This is a genomic window from Bradyrhizobium sp. UFLA05-89, from assembly GCF_059803475.1.
On the sequence record NZ_JBANBA010000089.1, the window covers coordinates 1 to 16,108 of the forward strand.

Below are 16,108 nucleotides of genomic sequence, written 5' to 3' on the forward strand. Positions count from 1 at the left end.
GCGTGCGCCGGCCGATTGGCCAGTCCAGTTTCCCCGGCCGGATGCTCCCGACAGCCGTCCTGAGCCCGACGCATACCTATCCTGAACAGCCACCGACGCGCGAACCGCACCAGACTGCGCCACGTAGCCCCTGAACCTTATGAGATTGGGATGGGTTACAACTGCGTTGGTGATGTTGACCGAAAAGCTATAGGTCGGATCGCAGGTGCCTCTTTGAGTTACAAAGGTAAGATCCCATGATCCGTCGTAAGCCGTGCGCGCTTGCGCTGCCGAAGCAAACGCGACAAGGCTTGCCATGATGACGGCCACACGAGGCCAAAGCCTTTTCATAACAGCACCTCCGTGACAGATTGCGACCAACCGCGCTTTCGAAAACGGCTCGTGTTGCGTTGACAGCAAAACATACTTCGACTTGATGCGGTCGACATTCTCGCGCGATGTCACCGTGACACTCCTCGTTAAGGCGCATGTGCTTCCGTCGCGAGTAAAGCGCGGCAAATCTCGCCAAATTGCTGCTAGCCAGAAGGCGTGGCTCCGCGCATTTCAAGCACGGACGATCAATGGACGGCTGGCATTTCTCAGCCGATCGGATACGATTTGCCGGGGCCGGAGAAAGGCCGCGCGAATGACGAAAAGCTTGGCTTGGTGAATTCAATCGGGAGGCCGAACGCCGGAGGCTCATAAATGGTGCCGCATTCGGTGAATGTCGCGTACTCGGATGATGGCTCTCAGATCGTGTGGAAGGACGACGAACGCGTCTTTCGGCGTGGCTGGCGATTAGGCGATGATGGCGAGCAGCGCGCCGTGCTGATAGTTGCTCCTGTCGCCGACCACCCGTCTCGTTCAAGCCTCGAGCGCCTCACGCACGAATACGAACTGAAGGACGAACTCGATGGTACGTGGGCAGTACGGCCGCTGGAGCTTGTGCACGATGCCGACCGGACCATACTGCTGCTCGATGATGCGGGCGGCGAGCCGCTGGATGGCGTGCTCGGCGCGCCCATCGAGGCGGGACGCTTCTTGCGTCTCGCCATTCCCGTCGCGGCGGCCTTAGGCAAGCTTCACCAGCGCGGGCTCGTCCACAAGGACATCAAGCCGGGCAACATCCTGCTGAACGAGGCGTCCGGCGAAGTGCGGCTGACCGGTTTCGGCATCGCTTCGCGCCTCGTGCGCGAACGTCAGTCACCTCGCCCTCCAGAGACCATCGCCGGCACGCTCGCCTATATGGCTCCGGAACAGACCGGACGGATGAATCGTTCAATCGATTCCCGGAGCGACCTCTACGCGCTTGGCGTAACCTTCTACCAGATGCTCACCGGTGCATTGCCGTTTACCGCCACGGATCCGATGGAATGGGTGCACTGCCATCTCGCCAGGCGCCCGGCGCCCCCGATCGAGCGGAAGGAAATCCCCGGCGTCATTTCGGCGATCGTCATGAAATTGCTCGCGAAGCGAGCCGAAGACCGCTATCAAACGGCAGCCGGCCTCGAAAGCGACCTTCGCAGCTGCCAAACAGAATGGGACGAACGGCGTCAGATTGACGACTTTCCACTCGGCGAACACGACACGTCCGACCGGCTCGTGATCCCTGAGAAACTCTACGGGCGGCGACATGAGGTCGACACCTTGCTCGCCTCGTTCGATCGTGTCGTCAACGGTGGCGCCCCGGAACTGGTCCTGGTCTCCGGCTATTCCGGCATCGGTAAATCGTCGGTCGTCAACGAGCTGCAGCCGGTGCTGGTGCCGCCGCGTGGCCAGTTCGCTTCCGGCAAGTTCGATCAGCTCAAGCGTGACGTTCCCTACGCGACGTTGGCACAGGCGCTTCAGAGCCTGATCCGGCCGCTGCTCGGCAAGAGTGACGCCGACCTTGCGCCATGGCGTTACGCCTTGCAGGAAGCACTGGGGTCCAATGCGGGACTGATGGTGGAGCTCGTTCCTGAGCTGAGGGTTCTCGTCGGCGAGCCGCCGCCGGTCCCCGAGCTTCCGCCTCAGGACGCGCAGCGGCGCTTTCAGATGGTGCTTCGGCAATTGATCGGTATCTTTGCTCGGCCGGAACATCCCCTGGCACTGTTCCTCGATGACTTGCAGTGGCTCGACGCAGCGACGCTCGACCTTTTGGAAGACCTGTTGAACCGGTCCGAACTCCGTAATCTTTTCCTCGTCGGTGCTTTTCGCGATAACGAAGTCACGGCGGCGCATCCGCTCATGCGCAAGCTGGAGGCGATCCGGGCAACCGGAAGAGTGCAGGAGATCAAACTTGCTCCGCTCACAACCGAACATCTGGACGAACTCGTCGCGGACACGCTCCGCTGCGACGCTGAGCAGGCCGGTTCGCTTGCAAATCTCGTGCACGCGAAGACCGACGGCAATCCGTTCTTCGTCGTCCAGTTTCTTCACGTGCTCGCCGACGAGGGGCTGCTGGCCCTTGATCAAGCGCGGGGGCAATGGTCTTGGGATGTCGGCGGCATCCATGCCAAGGGGTACACGGATAATGTGGTGGAGCTTCTGGCCGGGAAGCTGACGCGGCTACCGCTCGACACGCAAGACGCGTTGCGACGGCTGGCGTGCCTCGGCAACGTTGCCGATTTCAATATCCTTTCGGTCGTTCTCGGAACGGCCGAAGAGCAGGTGCACGCGGCTCTCTCGGAAGCCATGCGTCAACAACTGATCGATCGCGCCGTGCGCTCATACAAGTTCATTCACGATCGGGTGCAGGAAGCGGCCTATGCGCTGATTCCGGAAAAGTCGCGCGCGGAGTCGCATTTGACTATCGGCCGGTTACTGCTGGCGCAGGCTTCACCGGAAAAGCGCGACGAGGCGATCTTCGAGATCGTCAACCAGCTCAATCGCGGGGCAACTCTAATCATATCCCACGAGGAACGCGAACGGCTTGCGGAGCTGAACCTGGCCGCTGGCAAGCGCGCCAAGGCGTCGTCGGCCTATGCCTCCGCGCTGACCTATCTGACCACCGGTGCGGCGCTGTTGCCGGGGGACACATGGGAGCGCCGGCCCGACCTCGCCTTTGACCTGGAGCTGCATTCGGCCGACTGTGAAGTCTATGCTGGTGCAGCGCAGCTTGCCGACCAACGTCTGGCGGCGCTGGCACAGCGCGCGCTCAGCGCAGTCCAAAAATGCCTCGTGGCCTACCGGCGGGTGGATCTATGCGCAATGCTAGGGGCGGGCGAAAGGGCGGTGACAATTGCCCTGGAGTGTTTGCGGCATGTAGGCATCGATTGGTCAGCGCATCCCACCGAGGCGGACGCACGTCACGAGTACGAGCGCATTTGGTCATTGCTCGGAGATCGCTCGATCGAGGATATCGTTGACCTGCCGCTGATCCAAGACCAGAAGGCAAGGGCGACGCTCGACCTGCTCAGCAGCCTGGCTCTGCCGGCCATGTACACCGACAAGAACTTGCACGCACTTAGCGTCTGCGCTGCCACAAATCTCAGCCTCGAGCACGGCATCAGCGAGGCGGCGCCGTTTAACTACGTGGCAGTGGCGATGCTCGCCGGCCCCCGCTTCGGCCAGTACATTGAAGGTTATCGGTTTGGAAAGTCGGCCTGCGATCTGCTGGAACGTCGCGGATTGACAGACTTCGGGGCGAAGACCTATGTCGCCTTCGCGATTGTGGTCCCGTGGACACGACCGCTAAGGGAGGGCATCGAACCGTCACGTCGCGCCTTCCAGTTGGCGAAGGATCACGGCGATCCGACATATGCCTCACTTGCCTCCCGGGGTCTCAGTAGCATCCTTCTTGCATCGGGCCATCCACTCGATCAATTCGAGCGCGAAGCTCAGGACGCGTTGGCATTCGTGCAGAAGTATGGGTTCTTCCTCGACAGGCTTTCCGCGCCGATCGCGCTTGCCCGGACCCTGCGCGGGAAAATTGCGAAGTTCGGTTCCCTCGACGATGGTGAATTCACGGAGCGCTCCTTCGAAGACCGCATCACGGGTCAACCCGCTCGTGCCTTTTTGGAATGTTACTACTGGATCCGAAAGCTCCAGGCGCGCTTCTTTGCCGGCGACTATGTTTCGGCGCTCGAGGCAGCGGAGAAGGCGGGGACATGGTACGCAACTTCCCGGGCGCTGTCGCTCTTTCCGGCCGAAAAAGCCGAATGGCATTTCTATGCCGGCCTGTGCCGAGCCGCTCGGTGTGAGCCCTTCGGCCCCGAGCCGTACGCCGAGCATCGAGACGCGCTTGGCGGCCACGAGCGGGAGCTGCAGGCCTGGGCGGCGAATTGTCCTGAAAATTTCGAGGATCGTGCAGCGCTGGTCGCTGCCGAGATCGCCCGGATTGAGGGACGCCCGGTCGAGGCCATGGACCTTTACGAGCGCGCCATTGCCTCGGCCCGCGCAAACGCCTTTGTCCAAAACGAGGCGCTGGCCTACGAGCTGGCTGCCCGCTTTTACGCGGCGCGCGGCCTCGAGGAGGTTGCACATCTCTACCTCAAAAATGCGCGGCATTGCTACTTGCGATGGGGAGCAGATGGAAAGGTGCGGCAACTCGACCAGCTCCATCCGCGGCTGAGACAGGACGAGCGTGCGCCGGGTCCAGCGGGCACGATCGAAGCACCGGTCGAACATCTCGATCTCGCGACGATGATTGAAGCCTCGCAGGCACTTTCTGGCGAGATGGTTCTCGAAGAGCTCATCGACAAGCTCTTGCGCGCTGCACTCAAGCACGCTGGCGCGGAACGATGTCTTCTGATTGTTCCACGAGATGAAGAGCTGCAGATAGAGGCGGAGGCGATCTCTAGTGGCGAGAACGTAACCGTGCATCTGCGGCAACGGGCCGATATCGCACCGGCGCTGCCGGAGTCGCTGGCCCGTTATGGAGCGCGTACTCATGAGACGGTAATCATCGACGATGCGTCATCTCGACACCCATTTTCTACCGATGCCTACTTTGTTCGGAGTCGTGTTCGCTCTATTCTTTGTTTGCCGTTGATTAGTCAGAGAAAATTCATCGGCATTCTCTACCTTGAGAACAGCCTTGCGCCGAACATCTTCACACCCGATCGCGCGGCGCTGCTGGAGGTGCTTGCGTCGCAAGCAGCCATCTCGCTTGAGAATTCACGGCTGTATCGCGATCTCGAGGATCGGGAGACGAAGATACGGCGTTTGGTTGACGCCAATATCATCGGGATCTTCGTTGCCAACCGCCAGGGGCAGGTTATTGAAGCCAATGACGCGTTCCTCCGTATGCTGGGATATGACCGTGATGACCTCGCGTGGGGCCGGGTGCGCTGGAACGAGCTGAGTGCTCCGGGATGGCACGAGCGTGACGCAATCACGCTGGAACAGCTAAACTCAATCGGGATAGTTCAGCCTTTTGAGAAGGAATATCTTCGGAAGGACGGTAGCCGCGTTCCCGTGCTTATTGGTGCCGCGCTCGTCAAGGAAGGCGGCGACGAGGGCGTCGCGTTCGTGCTCGATTTGACCGAGCGTAAACGGGCTGAGGAGGCGCTGCGCGAAAGCGAGCGGAGTTTACGCTCGGCGATTGACGGGATACCCGGTCTCGTTGCGAGCTTGGCCCCGAATGGCGACGTCGAAGCCGTCAATCGCCAAATCCTTGAGTATTGTGGTGCGTCACTGGAGGAAATGAAGAACTGGGGCACAAACGGAACGATTCATCATGAAGACCTTCCCCATCTCGCTGAAATCGTCACAAGGTCGATAGTCGCCGGCGTTCCATACCAGACCGAAGCACGCATACGACGCTTTGACGGTGAATATCGATGGTTTGACATCCGCGGCATTCCGGTTCGCGACACCTTCGGTGCCATTTCTCGCTGGTATGCACTATTGACGGATATAGAGGAACGAACGCAGGCGTTGGCGCGATTGCAGCAGATGCAGTCGGATTTCGCCCATGTGAACCGCGTGAGCATGATGGGAGAATTGGCAGCCTCGCTCTCTCACGAGATTGCGCAGCCAATCGCCAGCGCGCGCAACAACGCCCGGGCGGCCCTGAATTTTCTGAAGATGCAGCCGCCGGACCTAGGGGAGATCGGCGAGGCACTCTCCTGTGTCGTCGGGGACACAGATCGAGCCGGAGAAATCATCGATCGCATCCGAGAGCAAATCAAAAAAGCGCCGCCGCGAAAAGAGCGGTTTGATCTCAACGCGGCGATCAACGAAGTGATCGCGTTGGCGCAAAGCGCGATCGTCAGGAATGGCGTTTCGGTCCAGACCCGGCTTGCGGAGGGGTTGCTTCCGGTTCTGGGGGACCGCATTCAGCTGCAACAAGTCTTGCTGAATTTGATTCTCAACGCGGCTGAAGCAATGAGCTCGGTAGAAGAGGGAGCAAGAGGGATGTTGATCAGCACCGATCAGGACCAGGTAGGCGCCCTCGTGGCCGTGCGCGATTCAGGGCCGGGCATCGATCCTGCGCATCTCGATAGGATCTTCAATGCCTTCTATACCACGAAGTCGAGTGGGACAGGCATGGGGCTGTCGATATGCCGCTCTATCATCCAAGCTCACGGGGGCAAGCTGTGGGCGGGAGCGAACGAGCCCGGCGGCGCCGTATTCCAGTTCACCTTGCCAGATACCGAAAGAGAGCTCCCGACTATCCTTCAGGCGAGCCACCGGAGTTGAAAGCCGCGCTAACACATCGCATCAGTTGGTCCTCGTCCACTGGCTTGCGCAGGTAACACAAGACGCCGTCGCCTAGCGCGCGAGCCCGGTCGACGTCATTGGGAAATGCCGTCACAAGGATCGTCGGAATTGCGTGGCCCGCATCGATAAGGCGCCGACAGAGTTCGAGCCCGGTCATGGCGGGCATATGAATGTCGGTGATCAGGCATGCTGTTTCGGAGAGGCGCGGGGAGGCGAGAAATTCGGTTGCAGACGAGAAAACGTCGACCGTATGGCCCAGGGATCTCATGAGCCTGCACATTGACTCACGAAAGAACCGATCATCGTCGACGACCGAAACTAGTACCTTTTTCATCATGCGCTTATGCCATTCGCAGGCCCCTTCGTGCGGGCAGCTAACGGTGCCGTAGATCCGCGTGGGATGGCTTGACTTGCGTCAAGAATGCCATCGATGCAATGCCGATGCGCCTAAACTTTGGCTTATGCCGACGGCGATTGCGAGTCCTGGCAATCATCGGTCGGGATGGAGAATTCCCCGCTGGACGACGTGATCGCCGGGATCATACCCGGCGACCTCAGGACCACGTCCGGGCATTGTAAGCCTTCGTATCGCCGTCCCGCCCCTTTGGATGCCCGACTTCGACCTGCGCTCAATTGAGGTGCTGGTAACGATCCTAATAGTCTGCATGCGTCCGAAATGCGCAGGGGCGAAAAGGAGAAAACAATGGCTTATCGCTTGGAAACTCACAGGTCTGACAGGGCCACTCGATGCGCAATGTGCGACGGCAAGTTCGGTCTCGTCCGGCATTATTCGTGGCGAACCCCGCTTTGTTCCAGGGAGTGCGTCGATCGCTTCGCAACTCGCCGCCAAAGTGACCGTAATTGGTTGGGCTGGCTCCAAATGCCCTTCGACCAGTCGACCGAGCACCGCGCGAGGGCGTCATGACGCTTCAGATCTCACCACGAGGCAAACAATATCTGAAGACCGCGCAGACTTTGCTCCGTACCGCCAAAACCATGACTGACATGGCGATTGCAGGTCAGCTAAGGGCTCTTGCCGACGATTATGAACGGCGAGCTGAGAAGGCTTCCCGCGATGATGCGGACAAGGCACTCGCTCGATCGGCTGTCAGCGCTGAAGGTGAGTGGCTTGCATGAGGTGATGGGCGTCGCTCAGCCGCGATCGGGCGAGCCACAGATCCTAAAGTCGATCAGCGCGTTCGGGAGCGAGCTGGGTCAGGTCGTAAACTTTGGTGTACCCCGCACGCATGCTTTGGGAACAATGGGACTGTTCAGGTTCCGCGATTAGGACTAGAAATGCGCGGTCTGGCCGAAAACCAGGACACAGGCTCATTTTCGCGGTCCCTTCGAGCAGCAGCGATGCCTGATTCCACCTCCACCGTGTTGGTCGTCGACGACGACCCGGACCTCCGCGCGTCTGTCGGGCGGCTACTGCGATCGCTCGGCATCGATGTTCAGCTATTTGCGTCCATTTCCGAGTTCCTCAAGTCCGATCTCCCGGATTGCCCCACCTGCCTTGTGCTCGACATCAGAATGCCCGGTCAAAGCGGTCTCGATCTTCAGCGCGAGCTCGTCACGGCAAATAGGGAAATTCCGATCATCTTCGTCACAGGACACGGCGACATACCGATGTCCGTGCAGGCGATGAAAAGGGGCGCTATCGAGTTCCTGACTAAGCCGTTCCGCGACCAAGATCTCCTCGACGCGATTGAGCTCGGTCTCTCTCGTGATCGTGCACGGCGGGAAAATGAGAAGGACTTGGTCGCTCTCAGGGAGCGCTTCGGATCGCTGAGCCCCAGGGAGCGCGAGATCATGATTCAGGTCGCCCGCGGCCGTCTGAGCAAACAGATTGCCCATGATATCGGCATCGCCGAAGCCACCGTGAAGGTGCATCGCAGCAGGGCGATGCAGAAGATGCAGGCCGGTTCGCTTCCCGAGCTCGGCCGTATGGCCGATAAGCTCAAGCTCGTACCTGATAGGCCGCAACGCTCCTGAGCTGTGGAACGATCTGTACATTGGGGGACTAACAATCTGCCGTTCAATCGTCGAATCCATGGCGGATGCCTGTTGGTCAACCCGAGCCAGCCACGCCGGGCTCTGTTTCAGTTTGCGATCCCTGCCCGACCGTCATGATCAACCGATTGTCTAGCAACAATTTGCTGCGATTTGCTGCGCTTCACTCCCGGCGCCTCGGCGCATGCCGGTAAAGTAGCCCAATACGCCGTGCAATAGAACGACGCGCTCAAACTCGATGGTGATGCGAATGTTTGGAACTGTCGCAACGACCAAGATCAAGGAAGACAAAAGCGCAGAATTCGAGGAGCTCGCGACTGAGCTCGTCAAGAAGGTCAATGAAAACGAGCAGGGTTGTCTGCTATATCGGCTCTACCACGGTGAAATGCCGAATACCTATGTGTTCATGGAGCGCTACGCCGATCAGGCAGCAGTCGATGCCCATCTGAGCACAGAATATTTCAGGACACTCAGGGGGGCGATGGCTGAATTCATGGACGGAAAGCCGACCATCCACCGGTTGAAGCAGGTCGAGACGTAAGACGAACTACGAGGCGATGTCCGCTGGTGACTCTTCGCAACATATCGCGCGGCGCGCCAATTTGGTCGCGAACGGAGAAGCAGACGCGGCCTCGTCGTGTCGTTTATCGACGCGCGGCCTAGGATAGACCAGGTTGCTTGCCACGAGACGGCGCGCCTGCGCGTTTCCGAAATTGGGCTAACGAAGTAGTTCGCTGCTCAAGTAATGGCTCTCGCGTATTTTGTTGATCCGGCCCGAGCATCACAATGCGCGGCCCCAACTCCTCCACTCGGCTTGTAAATCTAGGTTTAGGCAACGCAACCAAATCTGTCAGTGCTCACCACCCGCGTGGAATAGCTCGCGGCGCTCCAAATCGTCAGATTACGGTCAGTGGCATCTTTGCGGGATTAGCCTGCCAAAGCACGCGAGGTCATAATGCGCGCATCAGCTTCGACTGCAGCTTTCGGACGCCTGGAGCAATTTCATCCCGAACCGGAATTTGACGCCGGACGCACCGCTCAGCCTTTTGAGGTGGTTGCACCACTCTCCCAGAAACGAAGTGGATCGGTCGGCGCCGCCCTAGCCGACGTTTCCTTCGGACCATTCCGCCTGCTTCCGACGCAGTTTCTTCTGCTCGAAGAAGACAAACCCGTGTGCCTCGGAAGTCGTGCTCTGGAGATCCTGATTGCTCTGCTTGAACGCCGCGGTGAGCTGGTCAGCAAGCAGGACTTGATGGCCCGGGTCTGGCCCAACGTCTTTGTCGAGCCTGCGAACCTCACGGTCCATATGTCCGCGCTGCGTCGCGCGCTGCGTGACGGTCGGGACGGGCATCGGTTCATCGTCAACATCCCCGGCCGCGGCTACTGTTTCGTCGCCTCTGTCGATGTGTCGGGACACGAGAACTGAGCGCGAGTGGTGAAGCATCTGCAGAGGCACGACCGTGATCGCGACAATGTCAGAGCAGCCGCACACAGTAGCGAAAATTCCGGTCAGCTCCTGGAGCTTCGCCATTCGCGTTTGGCTGGCTACGATCATCGCCTTGTTCGTGAGCTTTTGGCTGCAGCTCGAATCGCCGACGACTGCCGCGCTTACGATTGCTGTTCTCGCCGAACCAACCCGCGGCCAGGCGTTGGACAAGGCAGGTTTTCGATTGCTCGCCACTGTGGTGGGCGTAACGGTGTCAATCGCAATCACAGGCCTCTTCTCGCAGGCGCGAGATCTGATACTCCTGGCGTTCGCGGCGTGGCTTGGCATTTGCGTCTTTGTGGCAAAGCTCTTGGACGGCTATCGGGCTTATGCAGCGGTGCTGTCCGGATATACTGTCGCATTTATTGCGACACAGCAGATCGACAATCCGCAGCACGTGTTTGAATCCGGTATGGCGCGTGGCGCCGCAATCGTGGTCGGCATTTTTTCGATCGCCGTGATGAACACGTTCATGTTTGCTCCAGACCGTCAACCGCGCATGGTCGCGCAGTTGGCGGCGATCCATCGCCGCATCCGCGTCTATGCAAGCGCTGCCTTCCGCGGCGAACCAGACAACTCGATGACATTCCTGACGCTACTGCGAGAAATTGTGGCGCTGCGGCCGGAGATCGCAAGCCTGGCGCCGGAGTCGAGCAGCGGCTCGGTCAGGAGCGCTGCCGCCCGCAGCGCCGCGGTCTCGCTAATCGCCGAATTACAGGCTGCGCGGACCTTGAGCAGCGGTTCTGCTCGCGAGAACGCTCGAACGGAAGTTTCGGCACGGAACGAGTTTGTTCGACGGGACGAAGATGTTCGACAAGAACTGATCGCTCTGAGATCAGTCAAGTGGCCGCTGCGATTGTGGCGTGCACCCTTGTATCGCTCCTATCGAATTGCCGCCGAAAGCGGTCTCCGTGCCTCTCTATGGTTTGCAATCGCCTCGGCCTTCTACGTTTGGGTCGGGTGGCCTGCGGCGAGCGTTTCTCTGTCCTTCGTGGCGCTGATGGTCGGATTGGGGGCCACAACTCCGAACCCGCGCGGCTTCACCGCGGTTGCGCTTGTTGCTGCGCCGATCGCAATTGTTCTGACCGGTATACTCGAGTTCATCATCCTCGATGGCGCCGACGCCTTCCCCCTGCTGGCTATCGGTCTTGCTCCCCTCGTGGTCGGCGCAGCACTCCTCATCACCTCTAAAAATCTTCTGTGGTCATCACTTGGTCGCGCCATTCTACCTTTCACCATGCTCATCCTGGCGCCGAGTAATCCACAGACCTACAATCCGCAGGCGTTCCTCTTCACCTCTGTGTTCATTGTCGCGGCAGCCGTGTTCCTGTTCGCAACGCAAACACTGATTCCTCCCGTACCCGATGACAAACGCAGGAAGCAGCTTCTGGCGGAGGTCCGCCGCGAGCTGCAGGAGCCGTTCTTGCGGAATGGAGAGGCGTTGGAAGAAGCAACGTTCCGGGACGCTTCGCGGATAGGGCAATTTCTCGCCGCTGGGGGAGAACAGGACAGTCGCGCCCTCGCAGAAATGCTCTCTTGTTTCGATCAATCAGCAATATTCCGGCTTTGCGATGCGAAGCTGATGCAATTCGCCGATGGGCCACTTGCAGACGAAGTACGCGGGGCGATCGCCAAGCGAGATGCGGCCACCCTGCGCGCTATCGCGCACAGGCTTCGTGAACGGGCTACGCACAACGACTCGATCCAGGCAGAAATTGCGGCGTGCCTTTCCCTGACAAGCAACATCTTCGATCGGAGCCAAAATCGCGATTTGTCGGAGGCAACCTGATGGCGCACACCTTTGCAGAGCTGGTGGTCGGAGGCGTCTTGTTAGCGCCGTTTGTAACCTACCTGGTGGTAGCTCTTGTCGTCATCCTCGCACTCCGACCGCTTCTGCATGTCGTCGGCTTTGCGAAGGTGTTCAGTCACGCCGCAATCGCTGAGCTGAGCCTATATGTGACGGTTCTCGGCCTATTGATTCTGTTATTCTAGAGGAGGGCGCCATGGATTCTGTCGTTTATGATGAGGCTGTTCGGGAAGTCCCGATGCAGGAAAGCCTGGCGCGCTCGTCGTCGGTTGAGGCCGAGGAACCGGTTCATCAAACGAACCAGTTCGACGGGATCGCCCTAAGGGTATCGGAAGGGTACCCGGATGACGAACAGATCGTCCTGCCTCCACGTAAATCAAAGCCACCGCGGCGAAGTCATGGCTCGCGAACCGTGCGGCATCTGTTGCGCAAGCTGGCGACGGTCGGGATCGCCGCCGTTGCAGCGATCGCCGCTCTCGTGACTTGGGACCAGTACAATGCCGGACCATGGACGCGCGACGGGCGCGTGCGGGTGCAGGTCGCGAGCGTCGCGCCGGAGATTTCCGGAAGAATCAAGGAGCTGGGAATCGTGGACAATCAGTTCGTTCACAAAGGCGACCTTTTATACGTCATCGACCCCTTCGATTTCGACGTTGCGCTCCGCACCAACAAGGCGGTCTTGCAGCAAAGGATGGCGGACCGCAACGTGAAGGATTTGCAGTCCGAACGTCGGCGACGTTTGTCGGATCTGGCGAGCAGCACCGAAGAGAAGCAGGTCTACGAGGGAAATGCGCTACAGGCGAAGGCGGCCGTCGAGTCGGCTCAGGAGCAAGTCCGGCAGGCGGAGATCAATCTGCAGCGTACCGAAGTGCGCAGCCCGGTGAATGGGATTGTCACGAACCTCCTGCTTCGAGAGGGAGACTACGCGCATCAAGGCGCCGCCAATATTTCGATCATCGATAGGGACAGCTATTGGGTCGACGGCTATTTCGAGGAAACAAAGCTGGCCCGGCTGTGCGTGGGTGACCGTGCTGAGGCCAAGCTGATGGGCTACTCTGAGCCCGTCATAGGTCACGTCGCAACGGTGACGCGTGGCGTCAGCGTTTCCAATGCAGCGGCTGCGACACAGGGGCTGCCCAACGTCGATCCGGTCTACACCTGGGTACGGCTGGCCCAGCGAGTGCCGGTCCGGATCGCGATCGATTACGTGCCTGCCGGTGTGCCTTTGGTGTCGGGTTTGACCGCAACGGTCACGATCCGGGACGGCCAGGACGGCGGGAGCGGGACGCGTTTGCAAAGAATCCGCGCGGAACTCGAGACCAGCTTCTTCGGATTGATCGGCGAAGCTTCGGTGCGGCCGGGCTGCATTCCGAGCCCTTCATCTCCGTAGTCCAGAAAGCGGCTATTGCAGCGCACGTGACCGTGTCAGCTCTCCGCCGAGTGTGGTGCTGCCTCTCTCGCTAAGAGAGGTGGCACCTCTGCCGATTCTGAAATCGTCACTCTCGTTTTCTTTAAGCCAAGGTTTATGTGGGGCAACCACAGCCGTACTTGAAACGACCCGCGTGCAATAGAACGTAGACCTGAAGAATGTGAGTCTCCTCGCAACAACTCGCTTTATGGAGTGCGCCGATGAGGAGAATCGCTGTTCTCATAGTTTCAGCCGCGATTAACGCATCTACGATTCCTGCGGTCGCGGCGGGCTGCGCTTCAAACAACGACGACTCTTGCGCTCGCTTGGCGACGGTACAAAGCCAACTCGACAACGCCACCGACAAAGAGAAGCGCTGTCGCGCTTACGCCGCCTCATTTTATGAGTCGGTGATGTTGAGACATGCCGCTGCCAATCGCGTCGACGGCGCGCAAGTGTTGGCTGCAATCGATTCAGTGATCAACGCGTTCAACGACCTGTTGGCGACGAAGTGCGGCGGTTGAGCCTCACTATTCCTCGGAAAGTCGTGATCGGCGAGGTGCTCAAATGATCCTGTTTCCTTTCTTGGCTACCTGGATGTGGTTCCAGATCGCGGCAGCGTCACCCCCTTCATCTTCGTGCCCTCTCCTTGAGGACTCGAGCGACGCGAGCCTCTCGCTGATCCCCATACCATTCAATGGAGACTGAACATGACCCAGGTCTATTTCCACTGCTCCAACACGAAGAAGGTATTCGTCGATCGCCGAGGCGCCATGGTGGATGATCTTGCCGAGGCGCGCGATCATGCGACCCGCGTCGTGCAATGCTTTACCAATGAGAGCAGTCTCGAAGACTGGCGAGACTGGATCTTGCACGTCAGTGACGACCAGGGTGACGAGCTCTTTGTTGTCCCCTTCACGTTCGTGCTCGGCAAGCCGCACTGAGGTCCTCATGACAGTTCAGTCACTCTCCAATAGCGCGCTGTATTGCTCGTTCTGCGGCAAGAGCCAGCACGAAGTCAGCAAGCTGATCGCGGGTCCCACGGTCTTCATTTGTGACGAGTGCGTCGAGCTCTGCATGGATATCATCCGTGAGGAGAACAAGTCCTCGCTGGTGAAGTCGCGCGACGGTATTCCGACGCCGAAGGAAATCTGCAAGGTGCTGGACGACTACGTGATCGGCCAGAGCCATGCGAAGAAGGTTCTCTCGGTCGCGGTGCACAACCACTACAAGCGCCTCAACCACCAGACCAAGCACAACGACGTCGAGCTCGCGAAGTCGAACATCCTGCTGATCGGTCCGACCGGCGCGGGCAAGACGCTGCTCGCGCAGACGCTCGCCCGCATCCTGGACGTGCCCTTCACGATGGCCGACGCGACGACGCTGACCGAAGCCGGCTACGTCGGTGAGGACGTCGAGAACATCATCCTGAAGCTGCTCCAGGCCGCCGACTACGATGTCGAGCGCGCGCAGCGCGGCATCGTCTACATCGACGAGATCGACAAGATCAGCCGCAAGTCCGACAACCCGTCGATCACCCGAGACGTGTCGGGTGAGGGCGTGCAGCAGGCGCTGCTGAAGATCATGGAAGGCACGGTGGCTTCGGTCCCGCCGCAGGGCGGCCGCAAGCATCCGCAGCAGGAGTTCCTGCAAGTGGACACCACCAACATCCTGTTCATCTGCGGCGGTGCGTTCGCCGGCCTCGAGAAGATCATCTCGGCGCGCGGCCGGTCGACCTCGATCGGCTTCGGTGCCTCGGTGATCGCACCGGAAGATCGCCGCACCGGCGAGATCTTCCGCCACGTCGAGCCTGACGATCTCGTCAAGTACGGCCTCATCCCTGAGTTCGTCGGCCGTCTGCCGGTCGTTGCGACGCTCGAGGACCTTGACGAGACCTCGCTGAAGAAGATTCTGACCGACCCGAAGAACGCGCTGGTCAAGCAGTATCAGCGCCTGTTCGAGATGGAGAACATCGAGCTGACCTTCGCCGACGAGGCGCTTGGCGCGGTTGCCCGCAAGGCGATCGAGCGCAAGACCGGCGCGCGCGGACTGCGCTCGATCCTCGAGGCGATCCTGCTCGAGACCATGTTCGATCTGCCGGGCCTGGAAGGTGTGGAAGAGGTCGTGATCTCCCGCGAGGTCGTGGAAGGCACGGCGCGTCCGCTCTACATCCACGCCGATCGCTCCGATCGCGCCGTGGAAGGTAGCGCCCTGGCATGCTGACTCGACCGAACTAATCGAAGGCTGTCTCCGAATATCCGAAGGGATTTTCTCGTGATCAAGATCATCGCCGTGCTCTGCAGTCTTGCTGCTCCGGCAAGTTGCCACGAGCAGACCGTCACCACTTCTGACTTCGCTGATGTCTCCATGCAGTCCTGTCTAATGGGCGCGCCGCAGCTCGCTGCGTGGATGAATCAGCATCCGACCGAACGTCTTGCGGCGTGGCGCTGCGTGATCGGTCAAAGGGAGGGCAGGGGAGCTTAGGGAACATCCTGCGCAGCTAAATGCCGCGCTGCCATGTCGGTCCCATCGATCTGCCATAAGCGGGTCGACCTTCGACTGAACGTGCAGGAGCTGGCGGCTTATCGGAATGCAGCACTAACCTCATCGATGGCCAGCCTTGTCCGCAGGGGGAAATGCCCCATGCCCGGAAGAAGGGGCATCTCCGCGTGCAGTCGTTCGGCGAACTCTACTCCCATCTCCCCGTTGATGTAGAGATCTTTCTCGCCACAAATAACCTTCAGGGGCGTCTTGAGCTAGGCAAATTTCG

Annotated in this window: 14 protein-coding genes; 12 read left to right on the forward strand and 2 right to left on the reverse strand. The window is 59.7% G+C overall.

The window, feature by feature from the left end; all coding sequences use genetic code 11:
• On the reverse strand, positions 1-444 hold a 444-nt coding region (locus tag SO139_RS33355; RefSeq protein WP_498541298.1), incomplete at its 3' end, for a hypothetical protein.
• A 240-nt stretch (positions 445-684) separates the two neighbouring features.
• On the opposite strand from SO139_RS33355, the gene SO139_RS33360 reads away from it, so the two are divergent.
• The gene (locus SO139_RS33360; RefSeq protein ID WP_449379667.1) at positions 685-6,603 is read left to right on the forward strand and encodes an AAA family ATPase; all 5,919 of its coding nucleotides are present in this window, start codon (positions 685-687) and stop codon (positions 6,601-6,603) included.
• On the opposite strand, the gene SO139_RS33365 is transcribed toward SO139_RS33360, so the two are convergent.
• Complete coding sequence (locus SO139_RS33365) at positions 6,575-6,961, reverse strand: response regulator transcription factor (RefSeq protein ID WP_449379668.1); 387 nt, start codon at positions 6,959-6,961, stop codon at positions 6,575-6,577. The genes SO139_RS33360 and SO139_RS33365 overlap by 29 nt on opposite strands.
• Positions 6,962-7,545: 584 nt before the next feature.
• Between SO139_RS33365 and SO139_RS33370 the strand changes: the two genes are divergently transcribed.
• The 11 genes from SO139_RS33370 (at position 7,546) to SO139_RS33420 (ending at position 15,822) form a co-directional block, all read left to right on the forward strand.
• On the forward strand, positions 7,546-7,761 hold the full coding sequence (locus SO139_RS33370) for a hypothetical protein (protein ID WP_449379669.1): 216 nt from the start codon (positions 7,546-7,548) through the stop codon (positions 7,759-7,761).
• Positions 7,762-7,983: 222 nt separating this feature from the next.
• On the forward strand, positions 7,984-8,619 hold the full coding sequence (locus SO139_RS33375; protein WP_027526655.1) for a response regulator transcription factor: 636 nt from the start codon (positions 7,984-7,986) through the stop codon (positions 8,617-8,619).
• Positions 8,620-8,887: 268 nt separating this feature from the next.
• The gene (locus tag SO139_RS33380; RefSeq protein WP_498541299.1) at positions 8,888-9,178 is read left to right on the forward strand and encodes a putative quinol monooxygenase; all 291 of its coding nucleotides are present in this window, start codon (positions 8,888-8,890) and stop codon (positions 9,176-9,178) included.
• A gap of 414 nt (positions 9,179-9,592) precedes the next feature.
• Positions 9,593-10,063 (forward strand): winged helix-turn-helix domain-containing protein, encoded by a 471-nt coding sequence (locus SO139_RS33385; protein ID WP_449379671.1) that lies wholly within the window; start codon positions 9,593-9,595, stop codon positions 10,061-10,063.
• A gap of 46 nt (positions 10,064-10,109) precedes the next feature.
• A complete protein-coding gene (locus SO139_RS33390) occupies positions 10,110-11,912 on the forward strand; it encodes an FUSC family protein (protein ID WP_449379672.1) in 1,803 nt (600 codons plus the stop codon).
• Entirely contained in the window at positions 11,912-12,115 is a 204-nt protein-coding gene (locus SO139_RS33395) for a DUF1656 domain-containing protein (RefSeq protein ID WP_449379673.1), read from the forward strand. The genes SO139_RS33390 and SO139_RS33395 overlap by 1 nt, the downstream gene beginning before the upstream one ends.
• An 11-nt stretch (positions 12,116-12,126) precedes the next feature.
• A complete protein-coding gene (locus SO139_RS33400; RefSeq protein WP_449379674.1) occupies positions 12,127-13,320 on the forward strand; it encodes an HlyD family secretion protein in 1,194 nt (397 codons plus the stop codon).
• A 239-nt stretch (positions 13,321-13,559) separates the two neighbouring features.
• On the forward strand, positions 13,560-13,862 hold the full coding sequence (locus SO139_RS33405) for a hypothetical protein (RefSeq protein WP_449379675.1): 303 nt from the start codon (positions 13,560-13,562) through the stop codon (positions 13,860-13,862).
• Between the two features lie 186 nt (positions 13,863-14,048).
• Positions 14,049-14,282, forward strand: coding sequence for a DUF6894 family protein (locus tag SO139_RS33410; protein WP_449379676.1), 234 nt, complete (start codon positions 14,049-14,051; stop codon positions 14,280-14,282).
• Between the two features lie 7 nt (positions 14,283-14,289).
• Positions 14,290-15,561: an ATP-dependent Clp protease ATP-binding subunit ClpX gene (gene clpX, locus SO139_RS33415; protein ID WP_449379677.1), complete on the forward strand. Its 1,272-nt coding sequence runs from the start codon at positions 14,290-14,292 to the stop codon at positions 15,559-15,561.
• Between the two features lie 51 nt (positions 15,562-15,612).
• A complete protein-coding gene (locus SO139_RS33420; protein WP_449379678.1) occupies positions 15,613-15,822 on the forward strand; it encodes a hypothetical protein in 210 nt (69 codons plus the stop codon).
• Positions 15,823-16,108 lie beyond the last annotated feature (286 nt).